The 22,712-nt window shown below is 38.9% G+C and carries 21 protein-coding genes; 16 read left to right on the top strand and 5 right to left on the bottom strand.

The window, feature by feature from the left end; all coding sequences use genetic code 11:
- Positions 1 to 136 precede the first annotated feature (136 nt).
- Genes ACY10D_RS05670 through lepB form a run of 5 tightly spaced genes read right to left on the bottom strand, consistent with a single transcriptional unit; the run spans position 137 to position 5,538 of the window.
- On the bottom strand, positions 137 to 628 hold the full coding sequence (locus ACY10D_RS05670) for a 2-thiouracil desulfurase family protein (RefSeq protein WP_486999798.1): 492 nt from the start codon (positions 626 to 628) through the stop codon (positions 137 to 139).
- A gap of 23 nt (positions 629 to 651) precedes the next feature.
- Complete coding sequence (rnr, locus tag ACY10D_RS05665; RefSeq protein ID WP_486999797.1) at positions 652 to 3,078, bottom strand: ribonuclease R; 2,427 nt, start codon at positions 3,076 to 3,078, stop codon at positions 652 to 654.
- On the bottom strand, positions 3,056 to 3,988 hold the full coding sequence (truB, locus tag ACY10D_RS05660; RefSeq protein ID WP_486999796.1) for a tRNA pseudouridine(55) synthase TruB: 933 nt from the start codon (positions 3,986 to 3,988) through the stop codon (positions 3,056 to 3,058). The genes rnr and truB overlap by 23 nt, the downstream gene beginning before the upstream one ends.
- A 2-nt stretch (positions 3,989 to 3,990) precedes the next feature.
- A complete protein-coding gene (gene rnc, locus ACY10D_RS05655) occupies positions 3,991 to 4,701 on the bottom strand; it encodes a ribonuclease III (RefSeq protein ID WP_486999795.1) in 711 nt (236 codons plus the stop codon).
- Positions 4,702 to 4,704: 3 nt separating this feature from the next.
- Positions 4,705 to 5,538, bottom strand: a complete 834-nt coding sequence (gene lepB / locus ACY10D_RS05650) for a signal peptidase I (RefSeq protein ID WP_486999794.1) — start codon at positions 5,536 to 5,538, stop codon at positions 4,705 to 4,707.
- Between the two features lie 211 nt (positions 5,539 to 5,749).
- Between lepB and ACY10D_RS05645 the strand changes: the two genes are divergently transcribed.
- From ACY10D_RS05645 to ACY10D_RS05570, 16 genes are all read left to right on the top strand, one after another.
- Positions 5,750 to 6,181: an acyl-CoA thioesterase gene (locus tag ACY10D_RS05645; protein ID WP_486999793.1), complete on the top strand. Its 432-nt coding sequence runs from the start codon at positions 5,750 to 5,752 to the stop codon at positions 6,179 to 6,181.
- 110 nt (positions 6,182 to 6,291) lie between these two features.
- Complete coding sequence (locus ACY10D_RS05640; protein WP_486999792.1) at positions 6,292 to 7,065, top strand: hypothetical protein; 774 nt, start codon at positions 6,292 to 6,294, stop codon at positions 7,063 to 7,065.
- A gap of 49 nt (positions 7,066 to 7,114) precedes the next feature.
- The gene (locus ACY10D_RS05635; protein ID WP_486999791.1) at positions 7,115 to 11,041 is read left to right on the top strand and encodes a hypothetical protein; all 3,927 of its coding nucleotides are present in this window, start codon (positions 7,115 to 7,117) and stop codon (positions 11,039 to 11,041) included.
- A gap of 312 nt (positions 11,042 to 11,353) precedes the next feature.
- Positions 11,354 to 11,986 (top strand): DotI/IcmL family type IV secretion protein, encoded by a 633-nt coding sequence (locus tag ACY10D_RS05630; protein WP_486999790.1) that lies wholly within the window; start codon positions 11,354 to 11,356, stop codon positions 11,984 to 11,986.
- A gap of 15 nt (positions 11,987 to 12,001) precedes the next feature.
- On the top strand, positions 12,002 to 12,439 hold the full coding sequence (locus ACY10D_RS05625; protein ID WP_486999789.1) for a hypothetical protein: 438 nt from the start codon (positions 12,002 to 12,004) through the stop codon (positions 12,437 to 12,439).
- On the top strand, positions 12,436 to 15,282 hold the full coding sequence (locus ACY10D_RS05620; protein ID WP_486999788.1) for a DotA/TraY family protein: 2,847 nt from the start codon (positions 12,436 to 12,438) through the stop codon (positions 15,280 to 15,282). Before ACY10D_RS05625 ends, ACY10D_RS05620 begins: the two co-directional genes overlap by 4 nt.
- Before the next feature lie 14 nt (positions 15,283 to 15,296).
- Positions 15,297 to 15,827: a hypothetical protein gene (locus tag ACY10D_RS05615; protein WP_486999787.1), complete on the top strand. Its 531-nt coding sequence runs from the start codon at positions 15,297 to 15,299 to the stop codon at positions 15,825 to 15,827.
- A gap of 20 nt (positions 15,828 to 15,847) precedes the next feature.
- Positions 15,848 to 16,741: a hypothetical protein gene (locus ACY10D_RS05610; RefSeq protein ID WP_486999786.1), complete on the top strand. Its 894-nt coding sequence runs from the start codon at positions 15,848 to 15,850 to the stop codon at positions 16,739 to 16,741.
- Between the two features lie 137 nt (positions 16,742 to 16,878).
- Positions 16,879 to 17,349: a hypothetical protein gene (locus ACY10D_RS05605; protein WP_486999785.1), complete on the top strand. Its 471-nt coding sequence runs from the start codon at positions 16,879 to 16,881 to the stop codon at positions 17,347 to 17,349.
- Between the two features lie 19 nt (positions 17,350 to 17,368).
- Complete coding sequence (locus ACY10D_RS05600; RefSeq protein WP_486999784.1) at positions 17,369 to 18,259, top strand: hypothetical protein; 891 nt, start codon at positions 17,369 to 17,371, stop codon at positions 18,257 to 18,259.
- A 202-nt stretch (positions 18,260 to 18,461) separates the two neighbouring features.
- Entirely contained in the window at positions 18,462 to 18,884 is a 423-nt protein-coding gene (locus tag ACY10D_RS05595; protein WP_486999783.1) for a type IVB secretion system protein IcmW, read from the top strand.
- Positions 18,884 to 19,714 carry a hypothetical protein gene (locus ACY10D_RS05590; protein ID WP_486999782.1) on the top strand — a complete coding sequence of 277 codons (831 nt, stop codon included), beginning with the start codon at positions 18,884 to 18,886 and terminating at the stop codon, positions 19,712 to 19,714. The genes ACY10D_RS05595 and ACY10D_RS05590 overlap by 1 nt, the downstream gene beginning before the upstream one ends.
- Positions 19,701 to 20,123, top strand: a complete 423-nt coding sequence (locus ACY10D_RS05585) for a hypothetical protein (RefSeq protein WP_486999781.1) — start codon at positions 19,701 to 19,703, stop codon at positions 20,121 to 20,123. The genes ACY10D_RS05590 and ACY10D_RS05585 overlap by 14 nt, the downstream gene beginning before the upstream one ends.
- A 27-nt stretch (positions 20,124 to 20,150) precedes the next feature.
- On the top strand, positions 20,151 to 20,771 hold the full coding sequence (locus ACY10D_RS05580) for a hypothetical protein (RefSeq protein WP_486999780.1): 621 nt from the start codon (positions 20,151 to 20,153) through the stop codon (positions 20,769 to 20,771).
- A 198-nt stretch (positions 20,772 to 20,969) separates the two neighbouring features.
- The gene (locus ACY10D_RS05575; protein WP_486999779.1) at positions 20,970 to 21,875 is read left to right on the top strand and encodes a PAS domain-containing protein; all 906 of its coding nucleotides are present in this window, start codon (positions 20,970 to 20,972) and stop codon (positions 21,873 to 21,875) included.
- Positions 21,876 to 22,114: 239 nt separating this feature from the next.
- Complete coding sequence (locus tag ACY10D_RS05570; RefSeq protein ID WP_486999778.1) at positions 22,115 to 22,651, top strand: hypothetical protein; 537 nt, start codon at positions 22,115 to 22,117, stop codon at positions 22,649 to 22,651.
- Positions 22,652 to 22,712: the final 61 nt, after the last annotated feature.

Genomic DNA, 22,712 nt, shown 5'->3' with positions numbered 1-22,712 from the left:
ATTTGCCAAAATCTGCCCACTTTGATTGTATAGCGCTGGCTGAGCGTAAGTCGAAGCCTCTATGAGAGTGTAATTCCCAAGATTACCCTTCGACTTACGCTCAGGGTACGGTGAGCACTTGTGGGTGAATATTTAGTCATGCCTCAATTTCCTTTAGGAATAGATCAGCTTCGTCAATTTGACCTTCATTGAAAACGCGTATTCCATTACATGTTAACAATTCTGCAGTGATGCCCGAGCCATCAATTACTTTTCCACTAAAGCTACCATCATAAATGCTTAAATTGCCACATGAAGGACTATTCTTCTTGAGTATTGCCAACTTAATATTATGAGCTATTGCAAACTCAAGGGTTTTTTGAGCCCCAAGGATAAATTGCTTTGATATATCAGATCCATCTTTTCCAATAACGTGAGCTTTCCCATGAATGACATCAGTTGAGTTGCCGCCAACTATTTCAGCAGGTATACGAGGGGTAGGTAGTCCTCCAGATACTTCTGGGCAAATTGATATTACTCTGCCTTCTTCTTGCCATTTTTTTAAAGTTGAGTGGTCGGAGAAACAGTTGTTACCATCGTAGCGGACATTGTGACCAAGCAAACAAGCGCTAATAAGCATTTTTTGCATGAGTCACGATACTCCTTTGAAAGTTACTCCGTTTGTGATGATTTCGCATTCGACTTCTTGCGCGCGCGCTTAGCATTACTGGATTTTTTCTTTTTGCTTTTTGGCGGTTTGCTATCAACTAATTTTGTGGGTTCAACGGTACTGTTACGCGTAGGCTTTTTGCGTGTGCGCTTTTGTGTTGATGATAATTTTAGGCTTGAGGGTTTAATACGCGCGCGACGGCGTTTTGGTGTGCTCCCTGCTGCAAGCTCTTGATGACTGCGACCTTTGCCATTAATGGTTAATTCAAAATCAATCTGCGTCTCATCTAAATTAACACGCACAAGTTGTACTTGAACTTTTTGTCCAATGCCAAAGGTTTTCTTCGAGTGTTGGCCGATTAAACGATGTTGTACTTCATCAAAGACATAATAATCTCCATGCATTGACGAGATATGTACTAACCCTTCAATATAGTTTTCAATGAGCTCAACATACATACCAAAGCCAGTAACATGAACGATCTTAGCATCAAATAGCTCACCAATACGATTGTGTAAGAAATGGCATTTTAACCATTTCTCAACATCACTAGAGGCTGAGTCGGCATTGCGTTCTTGACTTGAAGCATGGGCGCAAAGCTCATCTAATTGACTGCGCGTGTAGTGATACGCGCCAAGGTTTTTCTCACCAATAATCGATTTGATTGCGCGATGCGTTAATAGATCAGGGTAGCGACGAATCGGTGAAGTAAAGTGACTGTAAGCCGGATAGGCTAAGCCAAAGTGCCCATCATTATCCGGTGTGTAAAATGCCTGATTCATGCTTTTTAATGTCATCAATTGGATATTGGCAAAGTCATCGCGATCTTTGACGGAACTTAGCATCTGACTGTAATCAGCAGGTGTTACACCTGACTTACTCGGTTTGAAGGCAATGCCAAGTGAATGTAAGTACGCTTTCAAATCATCAATTTTGCCACTAGGTGGTGCGCCATGCACGCGAAAAGGGGCGCCTGCTTTGTTTTTCTCAATAAAGCGTGCGGTGGCGACATTGGCCAAAAGCATACATTCTTCAATGAGTTTATGCGCATCATTACGTTGGCGTGGAATAATCGCTGCGATATGCTGGTGTTCATTTAAAATAATTTGTGATTCAACGGTATCAAAATCAATTGCTCCGCGTTGTTTGCGTGCAGCTGCTAAGAGTTTATAAAGATCATATAAATCGAATAAGTGCGGAATAAGCTCAGGTTGATCGTAATAGATGCTGTTGTCTTTATTGTTTAAAAGCTTGGATACTTCGGTATAGGTTAAGCGTGCTTTGGAGTTAATAACACCTGAGTAAAACTTATAACGTGAAAGCTTGGCATTGGGACTGATATTCATCTCGCAGATTAATGCTAAGCGATCTACTTTTGGCTTTAATGAACATAATTCATTGGAGAGCTGCTCAGGCAGCATCGGGATGACGTAACCAGGGAAATACACAGACGTTGATCTGGCTTGCGCTTCCTTATCAAGACTTGAGTCTGGGCGAACATAATACGAAACATCAGCAATTGCAACATAAAGTTTCCAACCACCCGTTGAGCTTTTACGTGCGTAAACAGCATCGTCAAAGTCTTTTGCATCCTCGCCATCAATCGTGACAAATGGTAAATCACGTAGATCTGTGCGTGGCGATATTTCAGTATCAAGCACTTCATGGGGAAGTTTGCGGACTAGACGCGCGGTTTTGTTGCTCCAGTCTTCAATCAGATTATGCTTTTTGCTAGCAACTGAAATTGCCGTGAGAATCGGTGATTGCTCTTCAATAATTTCAACAAATTGTGCGACCGCTGAGCAAACCGTTGAGGGGAAGATAACGAGTTTTGCTTTGATCAGTGTATTAGGCTCAAGTTCTTCTGATGGTGGTAAAAGTGCAATATATTTTGGCATGGTTTTGCTAATTGGTTGGATAAAATGGCTATCCAACTGTTGGCTATAGCGCCCAGTAATTTCGATGGTGTTGCGCTCAATAATGCTATCAATGCGCGCTTCTAATTTATCTTTGCGATTAAGTCCCAAGATCATCGCGCAGACTTTGTCACCGTTAAAGATTAAACGTGCTTGATGTTGCGGTAAAAATGCGCTGTGCATTCTATCTTCGGTATTAATAATCGCATTGCCATCGTTTTCAATGCGTACATAGCCGGTAATGATACGACGTTTCTGTTTTAATGGTCTAAAATATTGGCCATCTTGTTCAATCTGTTCATCGCGTACCATCGCACCCAAGCGATTCGCAAGGGCATCCAGTTGCCTGCTGCGCTTTAGCCCCAAATTATCAGCAATCTTCTCAAAAACAGTCGGCTGTTTGAGATCTTTTAAGTAGGTTAAAATGACCTCTCTACTTGGAATAGGGTCATCATATTTTTGTGCTTCTAAATCCTTATTTGGATCGTTATCAATCGTGTATTTCTTGCTCATTCTCAATGATGCCTTGTAAAAAAAGTTGTTTTTTCACAAGCTCGCCATCATTAAAGTGACCAAGTGCGACAAATCGATCTTGATCATAAATACGGGCGCTGCCGGTGAAGTTGTTGGTTAGTTGCATCTTTCCTTTCAGATAAAATAAGTCCACTTTGTTATTAGGTATAGTAAAAATAGGTGTATCTGTAAATGCATATTCTGGATTAAGTAGCTTTTCATGGCATGAATCCAGTGAGAGTGTCTGCAGCGCCTCAAGCGATAATGCATCATTCATCGTCAATAGTCCACATGCAGTTCGTGTTAATTTGATTAAATGTCCAGCGCAATTTAGTGCTTTGGCAATATCCATCCCCAACGTGCGAATATAGGTCCCCTTGGAGCAGAGCACATCGATATCAATGGTGTGCTTTTCAGGATTGTAGTCAAGCAATTCAAGTGCATATATGTTGATATTACGCGCTTTGCGCTCAATCTCAATACCTTGACGTGCTAACTCATACAAGGGCTTTCCTTGATGCTTGAGCGCTGAATACATCGGTGGAATCTGACTTATCTCACCACGGAATTTCTCCAATGCATTATGGATATTCTGAAGGGTGATTTCAGGGACTTGGTGCTGCTCAATAACATTACCATCCGCGTCACCACTATCAGTACTGATACCTAACTGAATCGTTGCTTGATAAGCTTTGTCGGCATCTAAAAGATATTGTGATATACGTGTTGCTTGACCAAAGCAAATGGGTAATACGCCGGTTGCCATCGGGTCAAGGCTGCCCGTGTGACCTGCTTTTTGTGCGTTAAAAAGGCGCTTAACGCGTTGTAGTGCTTGGTTGGAAGATAAGCCTTGTGGTTTATCAATTACGATAATGCCATTTAAGGCAATCCCTTTGCGTTTGCGTGCCATAGCTATTGATCTTGCTTATTTTGCTTGTTTTGCTGATCTTGTGCTTTAATCGCTTTTAAGGCTTCTTTGGCAGCGTTATGCTCTGCTTGTTTGCGTGATTTGCCTTTGGCGCGATAGCTGTGCTCAAGTGATCCTAGCGAAACCTCAACGGTAAAAGTTTGATCGTGATCCAAGCCCTCAGTGGCAATGATTGAGTAAATTGGATGTGTTTGAATCTCGGCTTGTAAATACTCTTGTAAGCGTGACTTGGGATCCTTGGTATGCTCTTCAACATTAAGTGTTGCTAAGACATCTTTGAACCAATGCAAAATACGCTCTTTAACAACAAGCATGTCACTGTCAAGATAAATTGCGCCAATCAGTGCCTCAAAAGCATCTTCTAACAAGCGCGCGCGTTTATGTCCGCCGGATTTAAGCTCGCCAACACCAAAGGACATATATTCACCTAGGTCAAAATGCTTTGCCATATCTGTCAGTGTTTTACCACGCACAAGATACATGCGAAGTAGCGATAAACTACCCTCATCTTCATGTGGGAACTTCTGATAAAGCGCTTCGGCGATTACAAACCCAAGAATGGAATCGCCCAAGAACTCTAAACGTTCATTATGTTGTTTTTGTTTACTGCGATGAGTGAGCGCTTTAGTGATAAGCGCTTCATTGTTGAAGTGGTAGCCAATGCTACGATATAAAGAAGTGTAATCAATGGTCATTATCTATAATACTCGTCCTATTTCGCTCCAACGTACAGAGCTGTTTAAACTATTCCAACTAAACCAGACAAAGCTTGCTTTACCAACAAGGTCTTTGTCAGGAACAAAACCCCAATAGCGGCTATCTTCACTGTTGTCGCGATTGTCACCCATCACGAAATACATGCCTTTAGGGACAACAAGGTTGGTGAAGTTAGCTGACGGGGCGTTCGCCATATCATCAATTTGATGTGCAACTTTACCCAGATGCTCGGTGCAAATAGTATTTGGACCATTGCCGTTATAGCTATTAACTTGATTATCTAGGCAGTTGCTATACTCAATGGCTTTGCCATTAACCGTAAGCTTTTTGTCTTTGTAAGAAATAACATCGCCAGGCACGCCAATAACGCGCTTGATAAAATCAACGCCTGGATTGACAGGGAAATGAAATACAGCAATATCGCCACGCTCAGGCTTACCTGTTTCAATCCAAACATTATTGGTAATTGGATTTCTAATGCCATAAGCGGTTTTGTTCACCAAGATGAAGTTACCAACGGGTAACGTTGGTGTCATTGATGCTGATGGAATCAGAAAGTTGCCGATTAAAAAACCACGTAAGATAAAAACGATTAAGAATACACTAAACAGTGAGCGCGCATAATCAGCCAATAGTGGTGCTTTTAGCGCTTTGTTTTTTTGAATAAACTTACGACGTTCTTTTTTCTTCATGCCTTGGAGTTCATCCATAACCGGCGCCAAACGTTTTGGTTCAAACTTAAATTTGTCAATAGCAGCAATAATACCTGAGGCAATTGTCAGTACCAGTAGCCAAAAGCTAAAATCAATATTCATAGGTTTTTATTTCCTTTGTGCAATATACCGGCATTATTATACGGATTAGCCCAAGAATCGCTATGGTTTTATTGCTAAACTCGTTTCTATCGTTGATTGGAAGTTTTAGAATGTGTAATCAAAATAACGATACCCATCGTAAATCATTTTGCGGTGTTTGCTCGTAAAGTAGTTTGTGATGGGTATATAGATTGATTAGGAATCACTTTTTATGTTTGTTGCCTTAAAAAAACCACAAGATTTATTACAAGAAAACCTTTTTAGTTGCGATATTCCACTGCGATTTTTAGATATGAATGCAGGACAGCATTTAAGTAATCATATTATTTTGGATTATTTTAATGAGGCGATTTCGATGTTTCTCGGTAAACATGATATGACGTTTGGTGATGTCGATGGGTTGCGTTTGGTCTTTGCAGCGGCAAATTTAAAATTCAAAAAGCCCGTGTTTTACCCAAATAGAATGAAGGTTATGCTACATGTTTTGTCTTTATCTAAATTGAAGCTCTGTTTTTATAGCGAGCTTTATAATGAGTCAGATGAGCTGTGCGCGCTTGGTGCCATCGAATGTGCTTTTGTCGCAGGAGATGGTGGCAGGCCAGATCCTGTGCCTGAGAAATTGATTCAATGTATTATGAGATAGCTATATCAAAATAATGCGTAATATTACGCTACTTATGGCGGGTGACTCCCATTAATATGCTTATTGCAAATCATTGGAATTTAGCAATAAGATGAGATGGGGTTATAGTAATGAATAGAATGAGAGTGCCACTGTTACTCATTGGTGCAAGTTTAGTGCTGATCAATAGCGTTTATGCGCAGAATACTTCAGATAATCAACTTACAAAAATTATGGATAGATTATCTGTGGCGGAGAAAGAAAGTGCTAAGCAGAGTAGATTGAACAATATGGGGTGGTTTTATATTAATGTTTATGGTGGAGGCTCATACCAATTTTTTCCAGAGGATGCACAGTCCAAATATCAAGCATTAGGTGAGTTTTATGATATTTTTCAGCCCGTAAATCATATGAGTGTTTACTATGAAGTAAAATTTGGCGTGCGCCCATTTGAGTACCTTTCTTTTGCTTTGAGTTACTGGGGTGGTAGTGGCAAGAATTCGGAGCTAATCTATCAGACAGATAATGGCGCTCAGTACAAAAATGGGCAAAGTCAGATGTCATTTTCTGGTGTTGATTTTTATACAACGGCACATATTCCGCTTGCTAATCAGCGCCATGAATTACAGCTCTCAGCAGGTCCGGCAATTATTTTCTCAAGTTTTGATCCTGAACTTAAAGTCACAGGAAGTTTTTCCCAAGATCTTAAGAAAACGCACAAAACAAATATCAGACCATTTGTCGCTGTCGAGTACCAGTATATGCTTGGCGAATCCTTTACAATTGGTACTAAATTGCAATATATCTTTGGGGTAGGGGAAGATGTTTATGCGCCATATTATGGTGGAAATTATGTTCCCAGTATACTGAGCTTTTCAGTCTCACTTGGATATCAGTTTTTTTAATATTTTAATTTTTCATCCTTATAATCAATAGCACTAGAGAGTAATTAATATGACAAAAAAATCATTTATTATAATCCTATCAACGGTATTGTCTGGATTGACGCTTAGCGGTTGTCAATCTGGTGGTGGCAGTGACTCAGAAAATGTTGAGTCTGCTGGCAGTGTGGTGTCTATTAAGCCCTATGCGGTGCTGCCTCAAAAAATTACGGAAAAAAAATCAAGTTATCAGTTCAATGATGTTGTAGTTAGCTCGCCTAAAAGCATTGGTGCAATTGGTGACTCTGGAGGGCAAACAGTTAGGTTAGCAGATGTGAAATGGGATAATCTGGCACAGGATCAGGTTCAATGGTTTCATGATCCCCACGTGTCAGCAGACAAATACTGTTTTGATGAAAAAGGTCAAGGAAAAGTATTTAAAGCAGATGGAACCTGCTATTTGAATTTGCGTATCAAGCCTTCTCAGGCAGGTGAAGCAGTTAATGGTCAACTTAAGCTGTACCTTATTGGTGCAACACAGCCAAGTATCATAGTACCAGTTCAAACTCAAGTTGTTAGTCCGAAGGATCTACCAGAGTATATGTCACTGAATACAATGATCAATACTTTACCGAAATTGGTTATGCAATTACAGTTGCAAAACAATGCGCAGAATGTTGATATACAAGGTGCAACGATTGATTTAACAAATATGCCAGATGACTTGTTTGCATTGATTAATAAAGATAGCCTTGCCGGTACAGAAGCACATTGGGAGAGTGAAAATTCTAAAATCATTGAGCTACCTATATTGATACGCGCTGGAGCACAGCAGTCGGTTTCATTAAAGCTAAACGACCATGATGCACTGTCTTTATTAAGCAAGTATGCAAACGATTTGCAAACAAATAAAGGCAAAGATCAAAGCTTACCCATGATTCAGGTGGTGGCAAGTAATGAGAAGCTAAAGGATAACACCATTAAGCTAAATTCTGCAAAGGCAGTGGTTGAGAATAAGCAAATTGTGGTTTATAAAAGGCAACCAAGTATTACCAATGTCGCAATAAAAAATGCCAGTGATATTGCTTGGAAGTTACCTCATAATATCTCAAGCGCTTTTGAAGTCAATGCCTCTGACCCAAGCCGAGCTAGCAGCTTATCGGTTGTTGAGCCAACAGGTGAAAAAGCCAACCAAAGCTGTATTGATAAAGGCGACTTGCTGAAAGGGGGAAGCTGTTATATTGCCGTGAAATTAAATGATCCAAAGATGGATAGCAGTGTAAAGTATAATTTATCAATAAAGCCACATCAAAATATGCTTTTTACAAGTAGCACACCGATTTCACTAGAGCAAGGCCCTTCTTCTAAAATGATATTACAGGGCAATATTAATTTTGTACCTAATGGTGAAGTCCACTTTAAACTTCAAAATGACTCGGATTATGATATTACACATGCGATGATTGACTTATCGAATATGCCGGATGATTTATTTGACATTATTAAAATAGATTCACTACAACATGGCAGCTGGGATACAGAGAATAAAAGCAAAATTATTTTTTCAATTCCTGCCAACAGCAAAGTAGATGTGTCGTTTAAGCTTGCTGATCAAGAAGCCATTGCTGTTTTAAGAAAATATTATCGTAACCTAGTGGAAAACCAAATAGATGTATCAGCCAAAAAGGATAGAAAAATCAATGTGGAAGAACGATTGTCTTATAATCAAACCGTGCCATTAATTCAAGTTTATGCGGATAATGCTGATCATGTGGATTTGCATGATAAAATAAAGGTTGCCATGGATCCTGTGTCTTTTGATGGTCTTGATATTGACACACCAAGTGCCAAATCGATGCGTTTTGTTAATCACACCCAAGCGGATATTACGATTGATCAGATTAAGGTAAATAGCTTACCGCATGGCGTGAGTTATCACACACCGACAAGCAATGAATGCAAAGAAGGTATGGTAATTAAGTCCAATGAAGGGTGTTATGTAGTATATAGTCTCGGACAAAATGCCTGGAGTGAGCATAATCAAAAGCTTGAAAACCCAGTGGTGATTGACTACGTTAGTGATGGAAAATCTTATTCCACGGCTAGTTTACATCCAGCGCCTTATATCAAGGTGGATCCCGTGAATATTAAAATTATCAATGATAATATAATAGTTGATAAAGGCACTGAGAAAAGCTCAAACTATACCAATATTGCTATTGAAAACACCGGTAAATTTAACTGGCAGCTGCCAGATAGGCTTGATAATGTCTTTAGTATTGAGCAGACAAGTTCAAGCTACCCAGTTGATTTATCGATTGTGACACCTAAAAATTTGTCAGAAGGTGAAATGGCTTGTGAGAACGGGCAGGTAACACCAGAAGGGAGGTGCATCATTGCAATTAAATCAGAGAGCAGTAATATTGATGACAGTGCGCAGTACGTCTTGAGGGTGAAAGCATATAAAAACGTCAATGTTGACACAACAAAAAACTTTTCAATTAATGGCGCACTTTCATTTGCTATCTCACATGAGAAATGGACAACCTATCCTGCAGTAAAATCAATAAAGCTCACAAATTTGTCTGATAAAGCGCAAAGTTTTAAGGTGGATTTTGCGGATAGCCATAAGTATTTTAATATTTACAATGAAAGTGCTGATGATAAAGTGTGTGATCGAGTTCACTGTCGAAATTCATGTTTTACACAGGGACAAGATACAAGCAAAGAAGCAACACTTGGTGATGGGCAGTCCTGTTATGTCTATGTATATGGCAATCAAAAAGATTTAGAGAAGCCTTATCAAAGCAAGTTAGTCGTGCATTATGATAAAGATAAGAAAAATGGCAGTGATTATCAGTATACTAGAGCGTTTACACTAAAAAATAATACGCTATTATATGAGTCGCTTTATTCAGCAAATAGTGGAGCTAAGCTGGTAGTATATAAAAATAAAGACTGGAGAGGCTTGGAAATTCAGGATGGTGACGGCAACTCTATCCGCGATATAATCACCGACTATTTGGGACAACTATTTCTGGCGGTATCTGATGGTATAACCTGGCGCTATAATGATACAATCGCTAGAGAGCCTCAAGAGCTTGACAACCTTGGAAATATGAATTTAGCGATAGGCCCAAACAATCTTTTGTATGCAGTGGGCATTGGTTCTATAATACGAAAGTATATTGATGATCCAAAAGAAGATAAGGCAACGAGTGCCCAGATCTGGTCAGAAGCTCAAGATAAGCAACAAAGAGGAGAGAAATGGTACTGGCCGTACCTTGGCGAAATTACAGTTGATGGTCAAGGGAGAATTTACTATCGATTGATACAACAGCTATACCAGCCAGAACCAGGATTTCAATATTTGTTCAGTATTGGTCAGATTTCACCTTCAGAGTTGAATGAGTATCATGCGGTCTACTACGATATGTCTAGCACTTCATGGGATGTAGAGATGGATCAATTGATAACAGGGCCGGATAATAATATCTACACTTCTGCCTGGATTCGTGATGATCATCAAAATCCATACGTTTTAAAGCTTGACACCCGAGAAGGAAAAATTAATCAAACTTGGCTGCAAGGCTCAGCAGTAATGCCTGAGACTCATCAGCGAACGCCAAGTGAGGTGATTTTTGACCCAAAAACCAAGGATTTGTATTATCACTTTCAATTTACTTGGGATGATGGGACTGCTGATCACCATTTAATAAAAATCAAAAGTCAAGATGTTGTAAATGATGAGCCCAAGTTTGAAGATGTGACAAGTAACCTATCAGCATTAAAGCCATATACGTTACGCTTATTTTTTGATGACAATGCTTTATATGCAGTAAAGAATAATTTTACTGGTGGACAAGCGATATACAAACATCTAGATGATGATTCATGGCAGCTTATAGATCAAGATGATAGCGGACTTATCCCAGAGAAAAGTTATGTTAGCAAAGTAGTGGTTGGCAATGATTTATCGATTACCGAGGCAGGTGTATAAAGATGTTATTATATGATGTGGTTTTGATAAGGATTTTTACTCGATAGTGAATCTTATGGAAACTAAAAAGCTAATCATCAAGGCGGTTACGCCCAAAAAAGCAAGTTAAATCAGTTGGAAAAGTTACAAGAGAGTGATCCTTGGTTTGTTAAAAACATACATTAGTATTTAGTCGTTGAATCAGCTTCCGTTTGGGCACTAAAGCGTAGCGGAGTTTGTGAAAAAAATGCAAAAACTGCGTAGTTTTAACCTGTTTTTGACAAAAGGGTATTTATAAAATGAAGTATATAGACAAAAGGCTAGCTTTTTCTGATGAGTAAAGACATTCTAAAATCCGTTATTGAAAGAAATGAATTTTTCCGGACTAACTTTCATCGTGCTGCAATGGTTGCTTTGATTAGCGTGATCGTTAATCTGATATTAATTATTACCTTAATTGTATTGATATCGGCTAAACCAACCGAGCGATTCTTTGCTGTTAATAATCAAGGAGAGCTGATGCAGGTTCGCCCAACGGAGGATGCGGTTGTCAGTAATCAGGTGATTACTGGTTGGGTATATCAGAATCTGGCACAAATATATGCTATTGATTTTGTTAACTATAAGCGTCAGCTGCAGATGGTTGAGCCACTGTTTACACCACAAGGATGGCGTAAGTTCTCTGAGGCATTTAGTGTTTATCTAGATACTATCCGCAAGGATAAGCTTGTTTCAAGTCTGGTGATCAAGCAAGCGCCAGTAATAATAGGCCAAGGAACGATTAATGGTGTTTATACTTGGCGCGTGCAGATAGCTGTTGAGATTCGCTTTGCAAAAGAAAATAAAAGTGAGCACAAAGATATGCTCTTGACGCTAAATGTGCAGCGCGTAGTTGCTCAAAATAATGATGGGCGACTGTTTGGTATTGCGCAAGTTATTCAGCAACCATTATCATCGAATAATTGATCAAGAAAGTTCGTAATGTTTAAGTTTAAAAAAACACGCAGATTTATTGCTCGTGCCTTGGGTGTCAAGGCAATCAAGGCACAGCATCATCTGCTGACTCAGGTTGGTAAAAGTCTATTCAAAGTCAATAAAGTAAGCGAGCAGCATAGTTTTGATGCCTTATCTGGGCTTGGTATAGATGCACAGAAAATTGCGAAAGCATATAAGCATTTTAGGCGTTTATATCGTTTTTTTGCTGTTGTTAGTATATGTTTATTTTTTTACTTTCTTTATTTGCTAGCTTACGCTCGCGATTATGCAAGCGCTATTATCTGTTTTGCTGTGATATGCATCACACTTGCACAAACGTTTAAAAATCATTTTTGGTGTGTGCAAATTAGTAAGAAGCAGCTAGGGCTGAGTTTTAAGGATTATTGTAACAGTCTATTCGGTGAGTCAGGGGGAAGTGAGTGAGCGATATAACCAGTATGTTAGCGAATCCTGCTGATGGCGGAATTGCAATTGTTAATCAATTGCTTGGTGTCGATAACTATAAAAACTTTTTAAGCATCCCTTTTAACGATCACTTGGCACTGTCAGTATTATTTAAAACGTTTAATACGACCTTGTTATCATTTGCTTTTGTGTTGTATGCTTTTATCTTGGTGGTCGGTACGATCAATAGCGCGCGTGATGGAAAAATATTAGGCAAAGATTATGATGTGTATTGGTTGCCATTACGTGTTGTATTGGGCACGCTTGCTGTTATTCCGGCGAAATCTGGTTATTGTATTGCGCAATGGGTTATATATCTGGCGTTATCCGTCAGTGCAAATATGGCCAATACTGTTTGGGATAAGCTTTATAGTAGTGCGTCAAAAGGAGAGGTATCGGCCGTAATGCCGGATGAGATTAAGGGTTATCTGCGTGATAAACTATCGATATACTATATGCACAATATGGTTGCTCAAGCAGTGTCTTCAGAGTTTTCCCAACCAGAGGTAAATCAAGCAGCTGATAAAACAGATACGCCAAAAAGTATTACCTTGCCAGTGGATCTTGCAAATGGCGCGGTGGATCCGAAACGCTTCAGTCAATATGATACTGAGCTTAAAGATTCAATTAAACACGCTTTGGAGAAAACAACCGACACCAAAGAGGATGTCTTTGAACCATCGATGATATCAAACTTAAGTGGATATTTTAATGCACTTTTAGGACAGTCAGATGCTAGCTATTGGGACACGAACTCAATCAACGGTCTGAATTCAACGATAAACTACTTCCAATTTGGCTTTGATCATACCGCACTATTAGGCAATTATCGCTTCACGATGAGTAACTCAACGCAAAATCAGTCAACTCGTGATTGCGGAGTATGTCTGCTAGGAGATGTAGAATGCTTTCGTTGTGGTGAATTAAATGATTTGCAGAAAGAAATACAGCAAGAAATATCAGAGTATGTGAAGCAGTCAGACTGGAAGGCACTTGATACGACAGTAATGAATATTATTAATAAGGTAATGAAATTACCAAATAGTAGTAGTTTGCTGGGTCACAGTAGCTGGTGGGATGCTGATAGAAATTATTTAACGCTAGATGATGGCTTAGATATGGGGTTGAAAAGGTTGTATGGTGTTTTGTCTGAGTTTGATCAAGCTTATCATGTGAGTGATGATGGTACGCTAACACTCAATTCGGAGAAGTTGGGGCTTTATATTATAAATAAAAACAACAAGCAGAAGGTGTATCGCGCGGATGTGCCAGTACCTATGGAAGTTAATAAAACAACAGGGCAGGCGTTTTCAGAGAATATATCAATGCTTAATATTGTTAATTTGCGTGAGCTAAGAGTGAAATATATTGAACTATTAGGTGACGATCAAAGAGATGCGATTAATCAGTTGATTACCGATAATTTACGTCCTGTTTATCGTGGATATCTTAATTTAAGTTATTTATATATTATGGCGCAACAGAAGAAGGGTGAATCTAATCAGAAAGTAAATGTTGTTCAGTTTGCTCGTCAGATGATTGATTTTTTAAGTGATGCGAAAGCCAATGGCGTGGAGCTATATGTTAGCAATGATAAGGGACAGTCTAATGCGGCAAGTGTTGATCCGGCGCAAACGTTTCTAGATAAGATATTTGCCAAAGTGCTAGGGGATGATTATACAGCAACAACACAAGCAAGTCGCAGTTTGCTTGATAGAATTTATCATTTTGCAATGGATGATCACTCGGAGCAAAGCAAAGATGAAAACTACGTGCAACATGGCTTTAGTATGATTAAGCGTGTGCAGGCGTTAGGGATCGGTTTAATGCAGGATACCGTGGATATAGCAGAGTCAGTGTTTAAACATGCATCAAATGGTTATCTGGAGATCACAGAAGGCTATAAACGCTCAGTGGATGATGTAATGAAAAACTCGACAGGTGACGCGGTACTTGCGGCATTTTTCCCGTTTGTGTCAGGTTATTTGCAAGCAGAAAAGACATTAGAGTTTGCCAAAGTTTCATCAGAGGCGGCGATTAAAACGGCAGAGCTTTCTTTAACACTGATGTGGTTGCCATTGGTTTTTTATGTTCTGACGACGGTTTTTGGTATTGGTGTTGTTTTTGCTTTATTAGTGCCATTGACGCCATTTATTTTATTTTGGGCAGGCAAGATGGTGTGGTTGTTGTTGGTGATTGAAGCCATGGTCGCAGCCCCCATTATGGCGTTAGGGATTGTCTATCCTGAGGGGCATAAGGTGTTTGGTAAGGCGCAATCTGGCATTCAGATGATGGTTGGTTTGTTGTTTAGACCGGTGCTAATGATTATAGGGTTGATTGCGGGCATTACGTTGACTTATGTGGTGATTCACTTCTCAGCTGAAGGGTTTCATGCGATTGCGAGTCAGTTGGTTAACTTTATTCCCGATGAAAAATCCTATGCCAAAGGCGCATTTGTGCTGCTGTTAACTTTCTTATATGCATCATTTATTGGTATTGCCTTTCATAAATGCTTTTCAATGATTTATCTTGTGCCGGATAAAGTGCTGCAGTGGATCGGTCATCAGGCGGGTGACAGAGCAGGGGAGCAGGTGTTCCAAGAAATCAAAGGTGCCACAACACAACAAACCCAGCAGTTAGGTCAAGCTGGTTCACAAACAGTCAACCAAGGCATCGAAACACAAAAACAGAATCAGGCGCAACTTCAGCAGACATATGGTGCGGAAAAGAAAGCAGAATATGAAAAAGATCAAGCATTAGCTAAATCAATTTCATCTGGCGTTGCAGATGTGGCAAAAACAGCTGCAAAAGTAATGGTTTAAGTGAGGAAAAACGTATGATAAAAAAGAAGGTGTTATTCATCGTGATGATGTTATTATTGCTATCATTAAACACTGTTTGTGCCATGGAGTTTAAGGTAAGAGTATACAATCCAACTGCGCATCCAGTAACATTTCAGATTGAAGCTGCGGCGTGTAAATGGGACGTTGTTCCTGAAGACGGCGTTGAGTTATGTGAGTACAATCATTATAAATGCTGTGGATTTATGGGGAAAAGCTATGATGAATGGAAAGGGCTTAATACGGATGCTTATTGGCAAGGAGGTAAGTCATTTCCTGCCGTAGCTCATGGTCTAACAAGCTTTACGGTATATGAGAACCACGGAATTTTTCAACATGCAACCATTTTAGTGGTAGCATCGAGCGATGATAAGCATATATTTTATATTGTAAACTCAATCAATCATTCATATGTACAAACAGTGCGTGGAGTGAAGGTAATAAGTCAGTGCGAAAAGCAATTTGATAATGCATGTCATTATGCGCCGGGAAAAAAACATGATTACACACTCGAGCTTACAGGTTAATTTGGTGAGGGATATTCATAGTGCATTTAATTAATAAGCTAATATTTATCGGGCTAACCAGTATCTTGAGCACAAATACTTATGCTGCTATCAATGAAGAGCATGACTATACCCCTTCATCAAGCGCATCTGCTGGGGATAGTAACACAGTTATTGTTCAGGTGACTAACTGTACGGGTAGGGATATCAAAGACTTGAGAGTCCCCTATATGAGCAATCTGAATTATATTCATGGATATGATACATTGAATGCATCATATAATGCTATTTCTCAAGGATTAAAGGAGGTAGGTGATGTTGATAATATTAATAATTTAGCAGGTAGTATAAGTTATTCATATCAAGGTGTTGAGGACTCAAGTAAAACGTATAGTGGTCAGTTGCGTTTGATGGGAAACCCTAGCTTTCAATGGAATACTGTAGATCATGTTGATTTCACCACTCGTGTTTCCAGTAACGCTTTCTATGTGACAGTAAAACTCACCCCACAACAAAGCGATCAGCATGGCACAATTTATCTAAATAATAACGAGGCAGGAGTAACGATTCCTGACCAGCTTGGTACATATCCGCGTATTACGATTAACCCCGAATACAAGGGTAGTAGTCCGCCTGTCGATATTCCTAGTGCGTGTCAGGATTTCAAGCCAAGGCAGTGGATTGAGCTCCCGATGAGTAATAACTTTTCAGCAAGTGATATATATGTTGGTGATAAGGTCGAGTTTATGTTTCCATTTGCGGGTGGAAAGCGCTCAAGTATTGTTTGTAGCTATCGTTGGCAAAAAGATAATCGTGATGCAACTATTGATTGTGATGGCAGTGATGATGAAAATATTGCAATGCGTTTTGATCACTCGGGTACGCACATACAGGCGTATTGTATTGGCAAAAGCTGTCCCAAATTGGTTAGTTGAGGGTGAGTGCATTGTCTAGATTAAGGGGTTTTACGCTTTATTTTATCAATGATGTTGCTAAATTGATGGTAAGTGCAGGGTATAGTTGAGGTAGTTATGCCTAGTTGGTTTTTACGTTATAAGAGGAGTGGAAAGGTATGCCAAGTTGGAAAAGAAGCAATGGGATAACACCCTGGAGCTTCTGGAAATATCAAAGTTATGAGGCGATGCTTGAAAAGGCTCATGTACAGCTGAAGAATGGGAATCCTATTGAAGAAAATTTAAAAGAGAAGCTAAACAAAACAACGTTTAATAATATTGGCTTGGCAGATCAATTAGAGAGGTTATATAAAACGCCAGAAGCAGAACGCCCTGCAGTATATAAAGAGATGATGAACAATATCAGAGCGCAGACGCATGAGCAAGACCGTAGGTTAGGTCGATGGCAAGAGGTGGCTGGTACAATTGGCAATGGTGGGGTCGCTGTTGCACTGCTGATGACTGGAGCTGAGTTATTATATGGTAGAGGCATAAAAGGCTCAGAAAGGGAATTAGAAATGTTTAACAAACTGTGTGAGAGCGAGAAGAAGAATAGCGCTGATATAAAAGCACAACCTAGCTCAAATTAAGCGCATAAAAGAGGTTATTATGAGTAAGTCAAGGATAATAGAATCGCTATTGATGGCAGTGATCAATCATGAGATTGAGAACAAACAGCTAGAGAGTTATATAAATGAGCTCAAAAATAATAATAATTTAACTAGTGATGAGATCGTTAATAAATATAATGATGCTTTACTTAAAGACCTTGTCATATCAGGCTTAAAGAAGAAAAAAGATGATAGTGAGGCAACAGAAGTAACGCTTGAAGAACTAAAGGCCCAAGTTGGTGAGGATGGTGTGTATGGCGATATACGAGACGCAATAAAAGCAGCTTGTGACGATGCTTTGAAAAATCATACTGACTATGATGAAGAAAAAATAAAAAATTTGTTATACGATAAGCTAAGACAGAAAGGCTGGGTCACATTTCTAGAGCAGAATGAATATCTGATTGATAAAAATAAGGATAAGAAAGATTGCTTTGTTATTAATATGCAGGATGGCTATCATGCAAATCGACAACAATTGCTGCAAGATCTGAATATCCATGCTAAGAAAAATGGAATTCCTGAAACTGAGTTTGAATTTTCAGATGGTTATACAGAGTCTAATAATAAAATACATCATACAAACATTGCCTTAGGTAAAGATAAGCAGGCATGTAAAATAATTGCTGATTGTAGTAAACGAGAGCTTTCGTTTAGATTTGCCGATGGTAAGTTTGATGCTGACAATTTTGTCACTGGATTACAAATCTGCGGCGGGAATAAGCCGCAAGGCACGATACGACTTGAGAATATGGATAATCTCAAGAAATTCATAGAGGCGTGCCAGGATCAAGGGCTTGATGTTAAAGGTTTAGAATTGGATAGCACAAGTAAGGTTATGAAAAATGCGTTTAAAAAAATTTCAAGACGATCAAAAGAAATTGACTAAACAAAATGATAACGATTATGTTTTTGAACTGGAGGCTGCCAATATGGCAGCAATTAAAAGTAATGGTATACAAAATCATATTTAATGGCTATGGTCATTTCGCCACTGCGTAAGCGCTGGCTGAGCGCAAGTCGAAGCCTCTATTTAAAAGTGGAGATATGAAATTAAAGCAACTTTTATAAGTTAAAGCATGGTGAAATATATGGGACTGAGAGATGATATTGAACAATATTGGCAAGAAAATGCCGATGGCTATCTAAAGAGTGTATTGATACATTTGCAGCAATATGATGGCACGCATGCTGTGCGGTTAAGTTTCGAGCAAGAGAGGCAGTTGCAATGCTTGTTAGCACATATCTATCAAGCGCAATTTAGCGTACAAAAAGCGGCGGTTTTTATTGATCTGATCAATAGCCTACCTTTTGTGGCAATGTATTTTTTGTTTAAGAGCACGAAGCTTGAAAATCCGCAGTTTATCGAAAGCTTATTAAAATATGTATTCGATCAGCCTAGTGATGCAGCGCAAAGCTTTAAATCAAAGGTGATGCTTATTGAAAAGGCGCAGTTGTTGGTCCGTTATTTAAATGTTGAAAATTTGGATGGTTTGACAAAGGAGTTAAAGTAATGAGCGGACTTAAAAGCAATGGTGCGACTCAATTAATCAGCAAAAAAAGATTGTACCGATTAGCGCTCCAATTGCAGATAGTATCTGCATTTGCGGTATTACAATCACAACTAAAGGAGCTTTACCAGAGTATTAAACAGCAGCAGCAATACCTGTACGATGCATATATTGCAATGCTTGATCATTTGGCTTTGTGCGAGGAAAAAAATAATCGTGTACAAGACGAAACCTTAAGAAAGATGGAGCAACGTATAGAGCGGTTACAAGAGTCGTTTGACGCATTTATGCAGGCCTTAGCGTGTGATACAAAGACGGAAAATTATCAGCTTAGTATTGATCAATTAGCATCAGAGCTTAATGCATTTGCTAAAGATGATGAGTGCATTCTAGATCCAATGCTTGTCTGTGACTACCATATGAATAATGCGGAAATCGTAAGCTATATTGAGTATCGATTGCAGCAGCAGGTAGAGAAAGTAAACTTGAATGATAAGTCTAATGTTGCTCAAACACGTCAGATCAATGATTGTATGACCATAAAAGATCAAAGGCATATTGATGCTATTGCCTATAACTTGCCAAAGATACTCGCCTATTGTGACAGTAAGAGTATCGTTTATAATCTGGAAATAATAAGTGGCAATCAACTGCTGCTTGATAGGCTTAAGGTTACTTTGGCTGATAATAGGAGCTCACGGGTGATGCCGCATACTCTTCAATGTCAACTTAAGCCGATGAGCGGTAGTGTGCAAAAAACAAATGCGAGTATTTGCTTGGAATCACACTGTAATAGTGCCAAGGATATAAAGGTGTCATATGACATTATATGAGACGATTCAAGTCTATTGGCAAGAGCATGCTGATCCATTTTTAAAGGCATTGTTAATTCATTTGCAGCAGTATGATCAAGTGCATAATGGTGAGCTTAATAGTGATCAATCGCAACAATTGCAACACATCCTGACTGATGTTTATCAAGCGGATTATACAGTGGATAAGGCGCAAGTTTATATTGAGCTAGCCAATGCTTTGCCGCTTGTTGTGATGTACTATTTGCTTAAAAGTACTCAGCAGGAGAATCGTCCCTTTATTGATGACTTGCTTTCCTATGTTTTTGAGCAAGAAGATGAACAAGTGAGTATATTCAAAGCCAAGAATATAGATCTAGAAAAAGCGCAATTACTGATTCGTTACTTAGGCTGCGACACGATTGCCCAGCTTGAAAAAAAATTGAGTTAGTGAGCTATAAATGTAGAGGGTGAGGCAATGTCAGAGCATGATAAATTAGTGCAGCATACATCAGAAGATGCTTTGAAACATACTATAGCAATAAACTTAGCGCGTATTGAGGCGTTGATAAATGTGGCGCCAGAAGAAATGGCAACAGCAAGAGCGCAATTAAACAACGATATGCTTTATAGTGAAGTTCAGGCATTGAACTTAAAGCATCCAGTGCTTTTTTTGACGATGTTGTCACTTAGTACATCTCAGCAGTCCACTAGTCTTGATATTACGGATATATCTAAGATGCCCATTAAAGAGCAGTTTCAGTGGTTGTGCTTATGTGTCACGAATCAGCAAAAGCATTTAGGTTTGGGTTTGCCAGTGGTTGATATAACGATGTTACAATTATTTGATGAAATGGATAGAATGTTTTCTTTCCTAGAAGCAGTGCAACCACTTAATGCTATGTCTTTAGAGTCATCTCAAAAGATGCTGTATGCCCTTTGCTTTGATTCTCTATTAGAAAAACACGCACAAATACTCAGTAATCTCGGGATTAATATGGATAATACAGGAGAGCAAGAAGATAGACTGTTTGAGGCCAAAAGTATCGCTCATTTGTCGAACGAGTTTAAGGGGAATAACGGTGCTCTAAACTTATGAAAGGGCAAAATGTGAGGGTGTTTTAAGTTGTAGAAGTTTAAATTGTATGGTATTGCTTGTTCTCCATGCGAAACAAAGCGTAAAACTACTGAAGTGTATAGATATAGCGCTCAGTAGTTTTACGATTTTTTGGTAGCTAGAAAATTGTTATGATGTCTTTGGGGTGATGATTAATAATAATTAATTAATGGAGTGATGATGCAAGAGCTAGTAATGAGTCAACAACAAAAATTGCAAGAAGTAACAGAAACGTTAGATGCAGGAAGTTTGAAAACCACGGGTTTCTGCGTGTTAATCAGGGACTTGAGAGGTTCTATTTTATATAGTAGTGAAAATGCAGGCAAAGTGTTAGGTGTTGGCAGAGCTGTGCTAGTTGGTAAAAAAGCAAGTCAATTGTTACCTTTGGACTTGGTTGAAGAGGTTATGCAAGGTGATAAAATCACCCAGCAGACACAAAGTGAGTATATCAGCACTTATGAGCTTGAGATCAATGAACAGAAAAAAATCTATAAGCATACACGTGTACCAATATTAAATAATCAAGATCAGTTATCTCTACAGATGGATTGCATTCAAGAAGAGCAGGTGAAGAGGGATTTGCCAATTGAGTATGAATTAACGCATTATTATCTATCATGCTTAAATGCGCTTTATGATGATATGATGCCCTCTTTACGACGCGGTGAGGCGGGCATAAGTACCATATTTTGTGCGCTCAATTATTGTTTAAATAGAGCGTACCAAAATAAACTGCTGGATAAAGCATCTTGGCAGCAATTAAGTAGAGGCATTGTTGCTGATGTGCTTGGTGGTGTTAATGTTTGTTTGTTTATTGAGGCCATGTGTCGCATGCGAATGTTCTGGTACGTCAATGCTGCGATCTGTTATTTAAGGTGTCAGGGGCATGTGTTTAAGCGATATGTTCGTGAACAGTCTAAATTAAAGCTTGAAGTTGCGCTATCTGAAGTTAAGTTAATATTTATCTCAGCTAAAAAAATTCAATTTAATCAAGATTTTATTGCGTTTGGTCGCCAACTTGGGGTAGATCTTACGCTGACACATGACAAACAGCGGTGTTTAGTGTTATTTAAGGAAAGCTCATAAAAAGTCAAAGATACGTAGTTTGCCGATTACTTTTATTAGGTTGGCGCTGTAGTCTGGTGTAAGTACGTATGCAATATTATCAGGTATTTTATAGATTTTTCGGATCAAGTCCGAGAATGACCACAGATCGTCATATTCGGGCTCGACCCGAATATCCATTATTACCAAAAAACTATTGTTTAGGTACTTAGCTAATCTGAATTAGCACTTGATTAACGAAAAATATAGAGGTAATGGAAATGGATGAAGTGGAAGTGAAGGCATATTTTCAGTTGGTTCTTGAAAATTTGCAAAAATATGAAAGGCTAGTGGAGGATGTTCAGCAAAAAAAGGCTGAAGAGAAAGTTGAGCCCATGAAAGAGTATAATGATTTATCACAAAGTGATGAATATGATGGTTTGAAGAGTAATGTAGGTGGACTAGTTTCATTAGCAAGGCGTAAGCGCTCCAGTACATTGGATGAAAGCTCGTTTCTATCTAATGAACAAATAACAAAGCAGCCATTACTACAAACATTGTCAGGGTTGCAAGTGCGCTTAAGTAAACTAAAGGACGCTGGCGATAGCCTAAGGAAAAAGAAAATTCCGCTTACTAAGGATGAGCATGAGAGCTTTAACTTAGGTGTTATGTTTTATGATGACGCGCGTAAGTGTTTGGCTAAGATAGGAAAAGAGCTAAGTGACAATGGAAAAGGCAAAAAAAATACTGAAGAACATAATAGTGGTTTGTTTGAAGAGAATGTCTTGGATTGGGATTACTCTTATTTTGTGCCATAATAATTGGCATTGAATCAACGACTCTCGGCTTTATCTGATCATAAATAGCATGAGGCAACCT

Source organism: Cysteiniphilum sp., from assembly GCF_057495195.1.
Note: the sequence above shows the minus strand (reverse complement) of the source record. Positions and strands in the feature narration are given on the sequence as shown.